Below are 14,994 nucleotides of genomic sequence, written 5' to 3'. Positions count from 1 at the left end.
TGGTTTTTGTTAACCATTTTGTCTCTATATTAATCTTATCGGATGGCAGTCATGCTGATCCGGTAATCGAATCCCGCGCACGTCCGGGTGTTTGACGTGCACCTCCCTGTTGGACTTGGCCGGGCCTTGTGCCCGGTCCTTTTTTGTCTGACGCCTTCCGTACCCCATTACACCACATGCATCCAAGCCGAGACCCGTATCTTGTGAATCGCGTGGCGGAGCCATGCGACCTGCGTTAGGGTGCGCTGTGATTTGAAACGGAGCCCCCAATGACTTTTTCTCTCGCCACCTGGAATATTAATTCGGTCCGCCTGCGCGAAGAATTGGTGGTCAAACTACTGGCCGAAGAAGGTCCGGACGTTCTGTGCTTGCAGGAATGCAAAAGCCCGGTGGACAAAATGCCGTTTGAGGCCTTTGCAGCCATTGGGTACAAGCACATCGTCGCGCGGGGCCAGAAAGGGTATAACGGCGTCGCCATCCTGTCGAAAATCCCGATGCAAGAAGCTGGCGCGCATGATTTTGCGGCCCTCGGCCATGCGCGCCACATCGCGGGCAAGTTGGAAAGCGGCGTTACCGTTCATAATTTCTATGTCCCCGCCGGGGGGGATGTCGCGGATCGAACCGTTAATGAAAAATTCGGCCAGAAACTGGACTACCTCACTGATATGCGGGACTGGTTTCGGGGCAACCGGCCCGAAAAATCCATCCTTGTCGGAGATTTGAACATCGCGCCGCGCGAAGATGATGTTTGGGACCACAAAAAACTGTTGAAGGTGGTCAGCCACACGCCCATCGAGGTCGCCCATCTGGCCGAGACGCAGGAGGCAGGCAATTGGGTGGACATCACGCGCCAGGACATTCCGGAAGGTCTGCTCTATAGCTGGTGGTCTTACCGGGCGCGCGATTGGGACGCAGCCGATAAGGGGCGCAGGCTTGATCATATCTGGGCCAGCGGGGATATATCCCAGGCGGCACATTCAAGTCGCGTCTTGCGGTCTGCGCGCGGATGGGAGAAACCCAGTGATCATGCGCCGGTATTTGCCAGCTTTGACCTTTGAAAAACCCGATACACGCCCATATAAAACCTGACGCAAGCGTAAGGACGACAAGATGATGGACCTGAACCTGAGTGCTGCCCCGGCGGCGGATGATCTGATCAAAGACACGAGCGAAGCGAGCTTTATGGCCGATGTGGTCGAAGCGTCCCAGAGCACGCCAGTTATTGTGGATTTCTGGGCGCCCTGGTGCGGCCCGTGCAAGACGCTGGGACCTCAGTTGGAAGAGGCCGTGCGCGGTGCCAAGGGCGCGGTCAAGATGGTCAAGGTCAATATAGACGAAGCGCAGATGATCGCGGGGCAGCTGCAAATTCAATCGATCCCGACGGTTTACGCGTTTCATAAGGGCCAGCCCGTGGACGGGTTCCAAGGGGCCGTGCCACAGTCGGAGATCAAGCAATTTGTGGACCGTGTGGCAAAGCTTGGCGGTGGTGAAGCCCCTGGGGAGGCCCTGGCCGAAGCCGTGACCGCCGCAGAAGAAATGCTCGCGGAGGGGGCCGCGACGGATGCGGCGCAGACCTTTGCCGCGATCCTGGGCGAGGATCCCAATCATGCGGCGGCCTATGGTGGCATGGTGCGCGCCCATATCGCGATGGGCGAGTTTGATCAGGCCGAGGCGATCCTGAACGGTGCGCCCGCCGAGATTTCTAAGGCCCCCGAACTTGAAGCGGCCCATGCGCAATTGGAATTGGCGCGCCAAGCCGAAGGCGCTGGCCCGGTCGATGAATTGCGCGCCGCCGTCGCGGCCAATCCCGGCGATCCGCAGGCGCGGTTCGATCTGGCGCTGGCCCTGCATGCGAATGGTGACGTCGAAGGGGCGGTTGGGGAGTTGCTAGAGCTTTTCCGTCGAGACCGCGAGTGGAATGACGGCGCGGCGAAGGCGCAGCTTTTCACCATTTTTGAAGCGCTGAAGGCCAATGATCCGATCATGTTGAACGGACGACGTAAATTGAGCTCGATGATATTTGCCTGATGCACGGCGCGGGCTAGGTCTCTAGATATGATAAAAGCCGCAGAGCTCCCCGACACGATTGCGATATTTCCGTTGCCCGGCGCTTTGCTGTTGCCCCGGTCGCGTTTGCCACTGCATATTTTCGAGCCGCGCTATTTGCAGATGCTCGAAGACGCGCTCAAGACGCCCACGCGTCTGATCGGCATGGTGCAACCCAATGAGGTGCCGGGACGCGGCGGTCATGGGTTGCAATCCATCGGCTGCGCGGGCCGCATTACGCAGTTTTCCGAAACCGAAGACGGGCGTTATTTGATTACGCTGGGCGGCATGTCGCGGTTTCGTGTGGTTCAGGAAGTGCAGGGCTTCACGCCTTATCGGCGCTGCGAAGTCAAATGGGACGGGTTTGATCGGGACCTTGGGCCGGACGAGACGGACGCGGGGTTCAACCGGGACCGTTTCACCATCCTTTTGGAGCGGTATTTCGATGCCCAGCAGTTGTCCGCGGATTGGGATACGTTGAAAGAAGCTGATGATGAGCTTTTGATAAATTCACTATCCATGATGCTCGATTTCGACCCCGAGGATAAACAGGCGCTGTTGGAGGCACCGTCGCTGTCGACGCGCCGCGAAACACTTGTGACGCTTATCGAATATCAGCTCAGAGGCGGTAACGAGAGCGAAATGATCCAGTGAGCGAGACCGAGGTCACGTTTGATCGGCGGATGCTGGAGGCGCTGATTTGCCCGCGCAGCCACGCCACTCTGAGATATGACAGTGACCGGCAGGAGCTTGTCTCGCAGACCGCGAACCTCGCCTATCCGATCCGCAACGGTATCCCCATTCTGCTTGTCGATGAAGCGCGCAGGCTGGATTAAAGTGGCTCGCCCCTGAGCAAACGCGGCAGGTCGCCGGTCAACCCGGCCGCTTCGCGGATGAAACTGCGGCGCAAGCCCGGCATGCTGGCGATTACTCCCATACCAACATCACGTATCCCGCGTAGAATGGTATTATCGTTTGAAAACAAACGGTTGAATGTATCTGTGGCCAGCGCCAGTGCCGTATTGTCAAAGCGGCGCCATTGTTGATAACGCGACAGAACCGGTGCGGCGCCGATGTCTTCGCCCCGCCGCGTCGCATCAGCGATGACATCAGCCAGGGCGGCGATATCGCGGATCCCGGCATTCAGGCCTTGCCCGGCAATCGGGTGTACGCCATGTGCGGCATCTCCCACCAACGCCACCCGTTGCGCCACCAGATCATTGGCGAGCGAAAGGGAGAGCGGATAGGTAAAGCGCGCGCCCGCGAGCGATATGTCACCCAGGAAACTGCCAAACCGCGGACGCAGGACATTCAGATAATCAGCATCGTCCATCGCATTGATATCACGCGCATTTTGCGTGGTTTCGCTCCATACGATAGAGGAACGGTTGCTTGTAAGCGGCAAGATCGCGAGCGGTCCGGCGGGCATGAAAAACTGATGTGCAATACCGTGATGCGGCAAGCTGTGGTTCAACGCGCACACCAGCGCCGTCTGGTCATAGTTCCACCCGGTTCGCGCAATACCCGCCCGCTGCGCTGTGCCGGAACCGCGCCCGTCGCATCCCACCAGAAGCCTGGCGCGCAGGGATTTGCCGGAGGCCAGATGCGCCGTAACGCCGGTTGTGTCGACCTCTTGCGCGATAACCGGATTCGCATTGATCTGCCGGATCGCCTTGACCTGTTTCACCGCGTCAAGCAGCGCGGGACGCAGGTGGCGATCTTCGACCATATAGCCCATCGGACCTTCTTCGATCTCCGCATGATCAAAGTGCATGAAGAAGGGGGAGGGGCCTTCGCCCGCGCGCCCGTCACTGACCTTGATGTCGAGCATGGGTTGTGCGTGATTTTCGATGGTGTCCCAAACCCCCAAGGCCCGGAATAAACGCGCCGAGGTCAAGGCCAACGCATAGGATCGCCCGTCAAACGCCACGTTTTTGCGGGTTTTGAGGGGGAGCGCGTCGATGAGCGTCACCGATTGGCCCGCGCTGGCCAGCGCCAAGGCCAAGGCGGGACCGTTCAACCCGCCGCCCACAATGATGATGTCACTCTCAAAATCCATACCCTTCAATAGGGTGCACAGCGGGGGATTGTCCATGCGCGCTAGCGTCGCTACCCTGTGCTAAAACACCGGGGATGATGGTATGCAGGCATGGTTGCAAATGACGGCGGCGGATCTTGGACGCGGCATTGGCGCGGGCGAGATCGACCCGGTTGCCTTGGCGCAGAGCTTTCTGGATGCGATTGAAAGGCATGATCTGAGGGACCGGATTTACGCGCGTCTCACGCCGGAGCGCGCTTTGGCGGAAGCGGTGGGCGCTGCTATGCGTGCCGCTTCGGGCCAGCGCCTATCCCTGCTCGATGGTGTGCCGATCAGTTGGAAGGATCTGTTCGACACGGCGGGCATCGGCACCGAAGCGGGGTCGAACCTGTTGCAGGGCCGCGTGCCGGAACATGATGCACGCGTGTTGAAAAACGCAACCGCTGCGGGGCTGGTCTGTCTGGGCAAGACCCATATGAGTGAACTGGCGTTCTCGGGCCTCGGCTATAACCCCAGCACTAATACGCCGCCCTGCGTCAATGACGCGGGTGCCGTGCCGGGGGGGTCCTCCTCGGGTGCGGCGGCCTCGGTCGCTTTTGGGTTGGCGGCGGCGGGTATTGGCTCGGATACCGGCGGGTCCGTGCGCATTCCGTCCGCGTGGAACGATCTGGTCGGGCTGAAAACCACCTCGGGCCGGTTGAGCCTTGAGGGTGTCGTGCCGCTTGCGTTGAAATTCGACACGGTCGGGCCGCTCTGCCGTTCGGTTGAGGACGCCAACCTGATTACGGCAGCTCTGGAGGGGCGTGCCCCCTTCGATCTGCGCGGTGCCACGCTCGCGGATAAACGTTTTGCGGTCTTGAACACGGTGGTGCTTCAGGACGTGCGCGATGCGCCGATGCGCGCCTTTCAGGACGCCAGCGACAGGTTGCAAGCCGCTGGTGCGCAGATCGAAACCATAGACGTTCCAGAAGTCGAAACCGCCCTGGCGCAGAGCACTTGTCTTTATACATCAGAGGCTTATGGCCTCTGGCGTGATGTCATCGAGGCCAACCCGCAGGCGATGTACAGCGAAATTCTGGAACGTTTCCGTTTGGGAAAAAATCAATCCGGACCTGACTATGTCGCGGCCTGGGCAACCTTGGAGGCCGCGCGTCTGGCTTACGGGCAAGCGACGGCGCAATATGATGCGGTGATCCTCCCGACAGCGCCGATTCTGCCACCAAATCTGGAACGGCTCAACACCGATCATGACTATTACATAACGGAAAACCTGATGGCCCTGCGCAACACGCGAATTGGCAATCTGATGGGGCTCTGCGCCCTGACCCTGCCGACGGGCACGCCAAGCTGCGGGATCATGCTGATGGCACCCCCAAATGGCGAGGCCGCCCTTTTGCGTCTGGGCATCGCGGCGGAACGGGCACTGGCGTAAAAGCCACAAATCGCGAATATACTTCGCGTTTTTGTGGACGCAGGCCGCCGCCTTGGGTAGTTTAGGTTAAACGGGACGTGAATGATCCCGATCTGAGGCAGTTTTGATGGTGTATCCTGAGCGGTTTTCGAACCTTCCGGCACATGCGTGGCCACGTTTGCGTGCTCTTTTGGACGTACACGAGGGCGGTGGGCCGACGATCCACATGACCATTGGCGAACCGAAACATGTCTTTCCGGCCTGGGTCATGGATGTGATCGCCGAGAATGCCAGCGGTTTTAACAGTTATCCCCCGAATGATGGCTCGCCGGAATTGCGCGCGGCCATCAGCGGTTTTGTGAAACGCCGTTACGATGTTGTGCTCGATCCCGACACACAGGTCATGGCGCTCAATGGCACGCGCGAGGGGCTCTATAACGCCGTCATGGCGCTTTGTCCTGAAACCAAAAATGGCGAACGGCCCGCGATTTTGATGCCGAACCCGTTCTATCAGGTCTATATGATTGCGGCGCTGTCGGTCACATCCGATCCAATCATGGTCCCGGCGACGTTGGAAAACGGGCATCTGCCGGATTTTGCCAATCTGCCCGATCACGTGCTGAACCGCACGACGGCGGCGTTTATTTGCTCCCCGGCCAATCCGCAGGGTGCTGTGGCGAGCCGGGAATATTGGCGCGACCTGATCCATCTGGCAGAGAAGTTTGATTTCAAAATCTTCGCCGATGAATGTTATTCCGAGATTTACCGTGACACGCCGCCCGTCGGAGCCCTGCAGGTCGCCCATGAACTGGGCGCGGATCTCAACCGGGTGGTGATTTTTCACTCGCTGTCCAAACGTTCCAACCTGCCCGGATTACGGTCCGGTTTTGTCGCCAGCGGGGCGGATAATATTCGCGAAATCAAACAGCTGCGCAATTTTGCGGGCGCGCCCTTGCCACTGCCGTTGCAGGCGGCCGCAGCTGCGGTCTGGAATGACGAAGCGCATGCCATCGAAAACCGCGCGATGTATGTTGAGAAATACGATATCGCGGATCGCATTTTGGGCAATGTGCCAGGATACGCCAGCCCGGAGGCCGGCTTTTTTCTGTGGCTGCCGGTAGAAAATGACGAGGCCGCAGCGGTGAAGCTGTGGCGCGAGACGGGCGTGCGGGTCTTGCCCGGTGGCTATCTGGCGCAGGACTGGAACGGCATAAATCCGGGTCAGAGATATATCAGGGCTGCGATGGTGGCCCCAAAAGCGGAAACGGCGCGTGGGATCGAATTGATCCGCGACTGCCTTTATCCGCAGTAATTAACGAGGAATCAGAGCATGGCATATCAAACACGGGGGCGCGACCCACTGCTGGACAGCAACATGGCGGCGGCGGTCGAAAAACGGGGCAAGGAACTGTTGGGTCTGGTCCTGATCGCTCTGGGCCTCATGGCCTGCGCGATGATCGCTTCTTATACGCCGGATGATCCCAACTGGATGGTCTCGACGGATGCGCCCGTGCAAAACTGGCTGGGGCGCACCGGGGCCTCGCTGGCCGCACCGCTGTTCATGATTGTCGGCTGGGGAGCCTGGGGCATTGGTGTCGCTTTGCTAGCATGGGGCGCACGGTTTGCGCTGCACCAGGGGGCGGAACGCGCGTTGGGGCGGTTGATTTTTGTACCGATTGCGATCGCGCTTGGCTCGATTTATGCGGCGACGCTGACGCCGGATGGCAATTGGCTGGACACCCATAGCTTTGGCCTTGGGGGCTTGTTCGGTGATACCGTCATGGGGGCTTTGCTGACGCTGTTGCCGATCGGCTCGACCTTTACGGTCAAGCTTATGTCGGTGCTTATGGCGGTTGGTATCCTGGCGATTGGCGCATTTGTAACCGGTTTCACGCGTGCGGAACTGGTGCGCATTGGCCGCTTCTTGTTGGTCGGGCTGGTGATGGTCTATGCGGGTGTCATGGCGTTGCTCGGGCGCGGTGCGAGCGGTGCATTGAGTACGGCGCACACTCTTTCGGCTCGCCACGCAGAAAAACGTGAACAGGCGCGTGAAGCACGCGCAGCGGCGGCGCAGATGGCCGCAGATGAAACAGTTCATTCCGAAGTCGCCCCGATGGAGGACGCACCGGCGTTTCAGCAAACCCGTGTTGAGCCCAAAGTCGGCTTGTTTGCGCGGATGCCGGGGCTGGTAAAACGTCCCGAAACCCTGCCGGAACCTGAATTGGTTGAATACGACCTGACGGAAGATTTCGAAGGTGCCCCCGGCGAGGACCGTATCAAGGCCCGCATTGCAGATGTGATTAAATCGCGGGCGCGCAGCAGTAAATCCATTCAATTGCCGATCACGGCACCCTTAACCAAGGGGCGGGGCCGCGGCCCGGATCCATTGCTGTTGGACCCGGCTACAGGGCGTGTCGAGCCGCCCCTGACCGCATCGCACATGACATCAATTCCGCCTGCCCCGGAAGGGATGGATCCGATCGACGACCTCGAAGAGGACCTGCCGCTGCCGGTCGCCCCGGTGATCCCGACGCCAGAGCCACGCCGTGTTGTGCAGCAACTGAACCGCAAACCGGTGCAACCCTCGACCCGTGCAAAGCAAGAGGCGCAACCCGCCTTGTCCTTTGAAGACAGCCATCCCGGTTTCGAATTGCCGCCCCTGAATCTACTGGAAAACCCTATTGAAGTGCCGCGTCTGCATCTGAGCGATGAAGCCTTGGAAGAAAACGCCCGCATGCTGGAATCCGTGCTGGATGACTATGGCGTGAAAGGTGAAATCGTTGCGGTGCGCCCCGGTCCCGTCGTCACGATGTATGAATTGGAACCCGCGCCCGGTCTAAAAGCCTCCCGTGTGATCGGTCTTGCGGATGATATCGCGCGCTCCATGGCGGCGCTGTCCGCGCGGGTGTCGACGGTGCCGGGACGTTCCGTGATCGGGATCGAATTGCCCAATGAGACCCGCGAGAAAGTCGTTCTGCGCGAAATCCTCGCCGCGCGTGATTTTGGCGATAGCAACATGCGCCTGCCGCTGGCCTTGGGCAAGGATATCGGGGGCGATCCCATGGTGGCGAACCTGGCGAAAATGCCCCACCTGTTGATCGCGGGGACCACCGGTTCGGGGAAATCGGTGGCCATCAACACCATGATCCTGTCGTTGCTTTACAAGCTCAGCCCTGATGAATGCCGCATGATCATGATCGACCCAAAGATGCTGGAACTCAGCGTTTATGACGGTATTCCACACCTGCTGTCCCCCGTCGTAACGGACCCCAAAAAGGCGGTTGTCGCCCTGAAGTGGGTCGTGGGCGAGATGGAAGAGCGCTATCGCAAGATGTCCAAGATGGGTGTGCGCAACATCGAAGGCTACAACGGCCGCGTCCGCGAGGCGCTGTCCAAGGGCGAGTTGTTCACCCGCACGGTGCAAACCGGGTTTGACGAGGAGACCGGTGAGCCGGTGTTTGAGACGGAGGAAAACACGCCCGTCGCATTGCCCTATATCGTGGTGATCGTGGACGAAATGGCCGATTTGATGATGGTCGCGGGCAAGGAAATCGAGGCCTGCATCCAGCGTCTCGCGCAGATGGCGCGCGCCTCCGGCATCCACCTGATCATGGCCACGCAACGCCCGTCCGTTGATGTAATCACTGGTACGATCAAGGCGAATTTCCCCACGCGAATTTCGTTCCAGGTGACATCGAAAATCGACAGCCGTACGATCTTGGGTGAGATGGGCGCAGAGCAGCTCTTGGGCATGGGCGACATGCTTTATATGGCGGGGGGCGCGAAAATTACGCGCTGTCACGGGCCGTTTGTGTCGGACGAAGAGGTCGAAGAAATCGTCAACCACCTCAAGGCCTACGGCGCACCGGATTATATTTCCGGCGTGGTTGAAGGCCCGTCTGATGATAAGGAAAACGACATTGATCTGGTGCTGGGTCTGGGCGGCAATACTGACGGTGAAGACGCGCTTTATGACACGGCGGTGCAAGTTGTGATCAAGGATCGCAAGTGTTCTACCAGCTATATCCAGCGCAAACTGGCGATTGGGTATAACAAGGCCGCACGTCTGGTCGAGCAGATGGAAGAGCAGGGGCTGGTGTCCCCCGCCAACCACGTGGGCAAACGCGAGATTCTGGTGCCGGAACAGGGCTGATCTTGCCGGGAACATGGGTGGGCAGCGGTAAAAATTCCGTCAGTGGCATCGTATAACGAGCCTGCCGTGTTTACATATCGAAGGTAGGATTGTTTGGGAGTGTTTGATGCAACATCTTCGTATGGCCGTTTGGGCGGTTTTCTGCGCGGCGTTCTCCGCGTTTCCGGCTCTGGCGGATAAACTCTCTCTGGATGAAATATCAAACTATTTCAACGGCTTGAAAACGGCGCAGAGCAGATTTACGCAGGTCAATGATGACGGCACGACGAGCAGTGGGACGCTTTACATCAGCCGCCCTGGAAAGATGCGTTTTGAATATGACCCCCCCGAACAGGCGCTTGTGCTCGCCAGCGCAAACGCCGTTGTTATTATTGACAAAAAATCGAACCAACCGCCCGAAACCTATCCGCTGAGCAAAACGCCTTTGTCCCTTATTTTGGCACGCCAGGTCAACTTGAAGCAGGCGCGGATGGTGACGGGTCATGACTATGACGGCACGGCGACCATTGTGACGGCGCAGGACCCTAAAAACTCCGAATATGGGACGATACAGATGAGCTTCACAGATGCGCCGACACAATTGCGCCAGTGGGTCATCAACGACGCAAATGGTGGCCAGACGACGGTCGTTCTCGGGGCATTTGAAACGGGTATGAGCCTGCGTAACACGTTGTTTGATCCCGGCGTGGCACTGCAGCACCGGGATCGGTAGCCGGTCAGCGTCTGAGGTTACATGTCGCAAGCTGCGCTTGGTAGACGTCGGCGCGCTGGTCTACCTTGTTGGCGACATTCAGCAACCATGATTTTCGATTATAACTGCCACGGGCGTAGCCTGTGTGGCCTTCGTGATAAGCGAGATATTGGTTGCGTGTGTCCGTCAGCGGAATGCCATTTTTCGACCGGCTTGTAACCATATACCAGCCCATGAAATCAGACGCATCCCGGATGCGGTCGCGGCGGGCGAATCGTTTGCCGGTTGCTTTCTTGTAATCATCCCAGGTGCCGTCCAGCGCCTGAGCATACCCATAAGCCGTTGATACCCGACCCATCGGAATCACACCCAATGCGTATTTTTGAGGCGTTCGGGCGTTGGAAATGAACTTACTTTCCTGATGCATCGTCGCCATTTGTACGTGAACGGGTACGCCCCATTTCCGTTCCGTTTTTCGGAATGCCTTAAGGTATTCTGGGCGCTCGCTGGCAATTCTGCACGCATCGTCAAGGTGACGCGGCGCAGTTCCCTGTCCACCCCCGCAAGAGGCGACCAATAAAACCAGTGTCATCGCGCGAAGAGTTCTGCTCATCTGCCTCTCGCTCTTTTTTATTTTGTCTGACACTAGCGCAAAAATCTGGTTTTGGGAATCAAGATTTATGAGCATATCCGACTCAAATGGCGTTTTTTAGGTGTTAGGCGTAGAATTTAGTATCCACTTATTGGTCTAAACCCCCCGTCTTCCAGACGGGAGTGCTTTAGCACGAAGAATCGTCTTATGATCTTATCCTCCCCAGAAATGAGCCGTCGCAGGTCTTAAGGCTCATTTCCGGGGAGGATAAGAACATGCAATACTCGACCGGCAAACATTGCGTTTACTATCACAGATATCACCTGGTCTGGTCGACGAAATACCGGTTCAAGGTACTGTGCGGCCTGTTGCGCTTGCGGGTCCGTGATATCTTCCGCCAGGTTTGTGCGCAGAGCGGCGTCGAGATCATCAAGGGCGTTTTGTCGAGCGATCACGTTCATATGTTCGTGTCGGTCCCACCGAAACTGGCAATCAGTGATCTGGTACGGCTGATGAAGGGCAGGTCGTCCCACAAAATACAGCAAGGGTTCCCCCATCTCAAAAAACGCTATTGGGGCAGGCACTTTTGGGGCCGTGGGTACTTTTCAACCACCAACGGTGCCATCCATTGCCCGACAGGGTCATGCGCAGCATGATCCCGAGAGGGACCAAAGACATCGTACTTCAGTATCTGGAACAGCATATCACCAATCCTACCGACGCCAGACGGGATGGTTGCCGCCCTCCCCAGACGGCATCGCAATGTGCCAATATGTGGTGTTGAAACTCACAATACGGAAAGGGCGGCAGGATGAAAGATACTATGATCGGGGTGGATTTAGCAAAGAATGTGCTCCAAGTTCACGGAGCATCTATGACTGGGGAGGTCAAGTTTCGAAAGAAGCTCTCGCGACCGCAGTTTCATAAATTTATGGCAGATCACCCACCTTGTGTAGTGGTTCTGGAATCCTGTGGTGGTGCTCACTACTGGGCTCGTCAGATGGTAAAATTTGGACATAGGGTAAAGTTAATTGCTCCTCAGTATGTAAAGCCCTTCGTAAAGCGGCAGAAGAATGATGCGGCGGACGCAGAAGCCATTGTGATTGCAGCACAGCGCCCTGAGATGCGCTTTGTCGAGCCTAAAACACAAGAGCAGCAGGCCCGGGCGGTATTGTTCCGAGCCAGAGAACGCCTTGTTCGCCATCGGACAGAATTGGTGAATGCTCTTCGGGCGGTGATGTATGAATATGGCCATGTTTTTCCGCTAGGCATTGCGAACCTCAAGCGTATCGAGGCCACCCTTGAGGGATCGAACGGAGAGCTACCTGAACTGGCCCTTGAAGCGTGCCGAGATCTCATTTTACAGATCGCCGAGAAGACAGCCCGAATTGAAGCCAAAACGAAGAAAGCCAAGGTCCTGTCAAAGAATGCGGATTTAACCCGGCAATTACAGACGATGCCAGGCGTTGGACCTCTAACGGCGTTAGCTATTGAAGCTTTTGCTCCGCCGATGAGCAGTTTTAAATGTGGGCGGGATTTTGCCGCCTGGCTTGGTTTGGTGCCCCGTCAACATTCCTCAGGCGGCAAGGCCCGGCTTGGGCGGATCTCAAAAGCAGGGCAGGCTGACATTCGCCGGCTTTTGATCATTGGAGCAATGATGCGGCTCAACTGGCTTGGACGCAAGTCGATCCGGCCAGGCTCGTGGCTGGCGCGAATGTTAGAGAGAAAGCCTCGGATGCTGGTGGCAATCGCATTGGCAAACAAAATGGCGCGCGCGATCTGGGCCATGATGACGCATAATGAAGATTACAGAGATCCGACGCAGGCGGCAGCAGCAGTATGACGCTAGCTCTGCGCACAGCAATCTGACGTCGGTGAAGGAGGTGTGAGAAGTCGATGACCTGAATGGGCAAATTGATCGAATAGACCTGGATTAGGAAAACCAAGACTACCGGCTGAGCAGCAAAGCTCGTACGTCAGATTTGGACCTGATCCGCAGATCACCATACCGGCCAGCGGCTGCTGAAGTGCCGCACTCAAAGGCCTGATAGAAGACCGCACTCAATCACATGCTTACAGCGTCAAAAACAACTTGCACCATAGGCGGTAACCATAAAAGGCGGTCGTGGTTTAGTGCCAGAGTTGCTGTTATTAATTATTTGAGATATTTTTGAGTTCTAAAGAAAGTATTTCGGTGCCGGTGTCAGATGGCGCTTTGTTGATAGGCTTCGCGGAGCCGATCTGCATCATGGCCTCGGCTGGCGAGCAAGTATTCCGCCGTGAACGGGAGTTCAAATTTTCCCAGTTCGGCGGTTTCGGCTGTCAGCTGTTGATGTGACTTGCAGTGCCATTTTTCGGGTGGGCGGCGGTGTTATTGAGCGTTTGTGGGGGCATGTTCCGGGATCAGATCCGAGTGGGCCCGCATCCGGTAATGGGCTCCGTCAATCTGGACGACGACGGCGTGATGAAGCAGGCGATTGAGCAGCGCGGTTGCGACGGCGGGGTCGCGGAAGACATCTCTCTATTTTGTAAATACTCGATCGGATGCCCGCAGTGGGCCATTGTGTCGTCATGAAGTCGAGCTGGGCGAGCGTGTCAATGCGCTCGTGATCCGGTGAGGGCTGGAAGCTGAAGTCGAATCGTCCCAGTGCCGCGCTCATTGTCCTATTCCCTGTGCTGCCATCCGCTCACGGCCAGCACCAGTAAACTCCAAAGATCGGCGCGCGATACCTAGGGACCGTTGCAACACGCGCTGAAGGGGGGGCGCTTTGTGATGCGTGGGGTCAAACGCGCCGCTAGGCCGCAAGCGCCCCTAACACGGTGCCTGTAAAGCCCTCTCAACATAGCTTTTAACGGTCTTGCTATCATATCCGAGGGGCGCGTGTTCAAAGGCATAAGACGGGGTATTCCAGTTCGATTGGCGCGAAGCGGTCCAAGACGCTTTCACCTCGCAGCAATCGCCCAAAACCGGCTCGAATCCCGCGAAGCTCGAGCCTCCCAACACGGCCCCAATGGTCCGGCGGCTGCCGCCTCTCATTGCTCCACAAAATATGCGCCGTGCTTAACCTCAAAGCACAAAACCCAATGGTTTTTTTAACGGAAACCTCCCCTATCGACGGTGAGCGCGTTGAGTTTCGGCTCGCCCCTTTCAAGCTACCACATATCAGGGCGTTTTCAGGTGCGAGCCTATGTGTTGCAAACGCCCATCCCGCGCGTGGAATTTCCAATGGAAATGTGCGTCCTAAGCCTCTGCCGCCCCATGGATGCTGTGTGAAGCCCCCTGGCATGATTTGTGCGTGTTCGGTTGTTCGGCGACAGCCCTGCCCGAGAGCTTTATGACCGGCGGCATGATCCGGCGGTGGTCCAACCGCAAAGCGGGCGCGCTGTTCAGCTTCTGCGCAAGCTCTACGCGCGCATCAGCGTGCTTATCATCACCAACCTCAGTTGCCGCGAATGGGCAATTGTCTTTTGTGACGCTAAAATGACCACTGCCTTGCCCGATCAGCTCACCACAGCTGTCACATTCTCGAGATCGGCAACGACAGCGCTGAGTGAAACGAAAACCGGCAGGAGGCATCGGCACGGACCAGATCACGACGAAAAAAACACATCGACTGAGCGGGTCACATCGCGGCCCCAGAACCGTTGCAGTTATGCAGCGCTGTCGCGAAAATATGCGTTCAACGTCTAGAATTAGAGCCAGTGGCCTCAAATACGACATGGGTCGGTATGTTGTGGCCAAACCATGCACAAAGCAAAGCTGCGACTACAAGGGCATAGGGAGTGGGGTGCCGCTTGGCCGAGGTTGGTTTTTGCCATTTCCAACAACAACCATCCAAAACGGCGATTGGCATCATCAAGACAAACGAACGGGAAACCTGTCCGCTTTTCAGGCATTTGCGCAAGCCTGCGAAGGTGACTCGTATTAGGTTGGGTCATACCTAAATTGCCAGCTTTGATCACATCCCTAAAAATGCAGCAAAAAAACACTTGCGCGAATCTTCAAAGAGGATAAACGCCGATTCACAGACGCCAACGCACGCGCCTCTGGCCGGTCGGTTTC

General features: G+C 57.4%; 14 protein-coding genes and 1 pseudogene. 12 read left to right on the top strand and 3 right to left on the bottom strand.

The annotated features are described in order from the left end of the window. Positions 1–269: 269 nt before the first annotated feature. The 4 genes from ROLI_RS18275 to ROLI_RS18260 are packed head-to-tail and all read left to right on the top strand — an operon-like array spanning position 270 to position 2,882. Positions 270–1,058 carry an exodeoxyribonuclease III gene (locus ROLI_RS18275; protein WP_187431783.1) on the top strand — a complete coding sequence of 263 codons (789 nt, stop codon included), beginning with the start codon at positions 270–272 and terminating at the stop codon, positions 1,056–1,058. A 52-nt stretch (positions 1,059–1,110) separates the two neighbouring features. After that, a complete protein-coding gene (gene trxA / locus ROLI_RS18270; RefSeq protein WP_187431784.1) occupies positions 1,111–2,028 on the top strand; it encodes a thioredoxin in 918 nt (305 codons plus the stop codon). Positions 2,029–2,055: 27 nt separating this feature from the next. After that, positions 2,056–2,700 carry an LON peptidase substrate-binding domain-containing protein gene (locus ROLI_RS18265; protein ID WP_187431785.1) on the top strand — a complete coding sequence of 215 codons (645 nt, stop codon included), beginning with the start codon at positions 2,056–2,058 and terminating at the stop codon, positions 2,698–2,700. Further along, positions 2,697–2,882 carry a Trm112 family protein gene (locus tag ROLI_RS18260; RefSeq protein WP_316247494.1) on the top strand — a complete coding sequence of 62 codons (186 nt, stop codon included), beginning with the start codon at positions 2,697–2,699 and terminating at the stop codon, positions 2,880–2,882. Before ROLI_RS18265 ends, ROLI_RS18260 begins: the two co-directional genes overlap by 4 nt. On the opposite strand, the gene ROLI_RS18255 is transcribed toward ROLI_RS18260, so the two are convergent. Further along, positions 2,879–4,141, bottom strand: coding sequence for an FAD-dependent monooxygenase (locus tag ROLI_RS18255; RefSeq protein WP_187431786.1), 1,263 nt, complete (start codon positions 4,139–4,141; stop codon positions 2,879–2,881). The genes ROLI_RS18260 and ROLI_RS18255 overlap by 4 nt on opposite strands. A 46-nt stretch (positions 4,142–4,187) precedes the next feature. Here ROLI_RS18255 and ROLI_RS18250 point away from each other — a divergent pair, with 46 nt between their 5' ends. The 4 genes from ROLI_RS18250 (at position 4,188) to ROLI_RS18235 (ending at position 10,360) form a co-directional block, all read left to right on the top strand. After that, positions 4,188–5,516 carry an amidase gene (locus ROLI_RS18250; RefSeq protein ID WP_187431787.1) on the top strand — a complete coding sequence of 443 codons (1,329 nt, stop codon included), beginning with the start codon at positions 4,188–4,190 and terminating at the stop codon, positions 5,514–5,516. Positions 5,517–5,622: 106 nt separating this feature from the next. Continuing rightward, positions 5,623–6,807, top strand: coding sequence for an aminotransferase class I/II-fold pyridoxal phosphate-dependent enzyme (locus ROLI_RS18245; protein WP_187431788.1), 1,185 nt, complete (start codon positions 5,623–5,625; stop codon positions 6,805–6,807). An 18-nt stretch (positions 6,808–6,825) separates the two neighbouring features. Then, a complete protein-coding gene (locus ROLI_RS18240) occupies positions 6,826–9,648 on the top strand; it encodes a DNA translocase FtsK (protein WP_187431789.1) in 2,823 nt (940 codons plus the stop codon). A gap of 106 nt (positions 9,649–9,754) precedes the next feature. Then, the gene (locus tag ROLI_RS18235) at positions 9,755–10,360 is read left to right on the top strand and encodes an outer membrane lipoprotein carrier protein LolA (protein WP_187431790.1); all 606 of its coding nucleotides are present in this window, start codon (positions 9,755–9,757) and stop codon (positions 10,358–10,360) included. A gap of 4 nt (positions 10,361–10,364) precedes the next feature. On the opposite strand, the gene ROLI_RS18230 is transcribed toward ROLI_RS18235, so the two are convergent. Next, on the bottom strand, positions 10,365–10,952 hold the full coding sequence (locus tag ROLI_RS18230; RefSeq protein ID WP_187431793.1) for a lytic transglycosylase: 588 nt from the start codon (positions 10,950–10,952) through the stop codon (positions 10,365–10,367). Positions 10,953–11,206: 254 nt separating this feature from the next. On the opposite strand from ROLI_RS18230, the gene tnpA reads away from it, so the two are divergent. The 3 genes from tnpA (at position 11,207) to ROLI_RS18215 (ending at position 13,269) form a co-directional block, all read left to right on the top strand. Beyond that, positions 11,207–11,587 (top strand): IS200/IS605 family transposase, encoded by a 381-nt coding sequence (gene tnpA, locus ROLI_RS18225; protein ID WP_405048974.1) that lies wholly within the window; start codon positions 11,207–11,209, stop codon positions 11,585–11,587. A gap of 155 nt (positions 11,588–11,742) precedes the next feature. Further along, positions 11,743–12,774, top strand: a complete 1,032-nt coding sequence (locus ROLI_RS18220) for an IS110 family transposase (protein WP_187428280.1) — start codon at positions 11,743–11,745, stop codon at positions 12,772–12,774. A gap of 327 nt (positions 12,775–13,101) precedes the next feature. Next, positions 13,102–13,269: a hypothetical protein gene (locus ROLI_RS18215; protein ID WP_187430595.1), complete on the top strand. Its 168-nt coding sequence runs from the start codon at positions 13,102–13,104 to the stop codon at positions 13,267–13,269. Between the two features lie 33 nt (positions 13,270–13,302). Here ROLI_RS18215 and ROLI_RS18210 read toward each other — a convergent pair whose 3' ends face one another. Next, complete coding sequence (locus tag ROLI_RS18210; RefSeq protein WP_405049032.1) at positions 13,303–13,404, bottom strand: hypothetical protein; 102 nt, start codon at positions 13,402–13,404, stop codon at positions 13,303–13,305. A gap of 918 nt (positions 13,405–14,322) precedes the next feature. On the opposite strand from ROLI_RS18210, the pseudogene ROLI_RS18205 reads away from it, so the two are divergent. Continuing rightward, positions 14,323–14,477: pseudogene (locus tag ROLI_RS18205) on the top strand (ATP-binding protein); the annotation flags it as partial. Positions 14,478–14,994 lie beyond the last annotated feature (517 nt).

The organism is Roseobacter fucihabitans (genome assembly GCF_014337925.2).
Lineage (GTDB): Bacteria > Pseudomonadota > Alphaproteobacteria > Rhodobacterales > Rhodobacteraceae > Roseobacter > Roseobacter fucihabitans.
The sequence above is the reverse complement of the archived record's forward strand: the minus strand, read 5'-3'. Positions and strand labels throughout refer to the sequence as shown.

Excerpts from the sequence above, each read along its gene's own strand:
- ROLI_RS18220 (WP_187428280.1), top strand. The coding sequence starts at position 11,743 with ATGAAAGATACTATGATCGGGGTGGATTTAGCAAAGAATGTGCTCCAA.
- ROLI_RS18275 (WP_187431783.1), top strand. The coding sequence starts at position 270 with ATGACTTTTTCTCTCGCCACCTGGAATATTAATTCGGTCCGCCTGCGC.
- tnpA (WP_405048974.1), top strand. The coding sequence starts at position 11,207 with ATGCAATACTCGACCGGCAAACATTGCGTTTACTATCACAGATATCAC.
- ROLI_RS18250 (WP_187431787.1), top strand. The coding sequence starts at position 4,188 with ATGCAGGCATGGTTGCAAATGACGGCGGCGGATCTTGGACGCGGCATT.
- ROLI_RS18235 (WP_187431790.1), top strand. The coding sequence starts at position 9,755 with ATGCAACATCTTCGTATGGCCGTTTGGGCGGTTTTCTGCGCGGCGTTC.
- ROLI_RS18255 (WP_187431786.1), bottom strand. The coding sequence starts at position 4,141 with ATGGACAATCCCCCGCTGTGCACCCTATTGAAGGGTATGGATTTTGAG.
- trxA (WP_187431784.1), top strand. The coding sequence starts at position 1,111 with ATGATGGACCTGAACCTGAGTGCTGCCCCGGCGGCGGATGATCTGATC.
- ROLI_RS18245 (WP_187431788.1), top strand. The coding sequence starts at position 5,623 with ATGGTGTATCCTGAGCGGTTTTCGAACCTTCCGGCACATGCGTGGCCA.
- ROLI_RS18265 (WP_187431785.1), top strand. The coding sequence starts at position 2,056 with ATGATAAAAGCCGCAGAGCTCCCCGACACGATTGCGATATTTCCGTTG.
- ROLI_RS18230 (WP_187431793.1), bottom strand. The coding sequence starts at position 10,952 with ATGAGCAGAACTCTTCGCGCGATGACACTGGTTTTATTGGTCGCCTCT.
- ROLI_RS18240 (WP_187431789.1), top strand. The coding sequence starts at position 6,826 with ATGGCATATCAAACACGGGGGCGCGACCCACTGCTGGACAGCAACATG.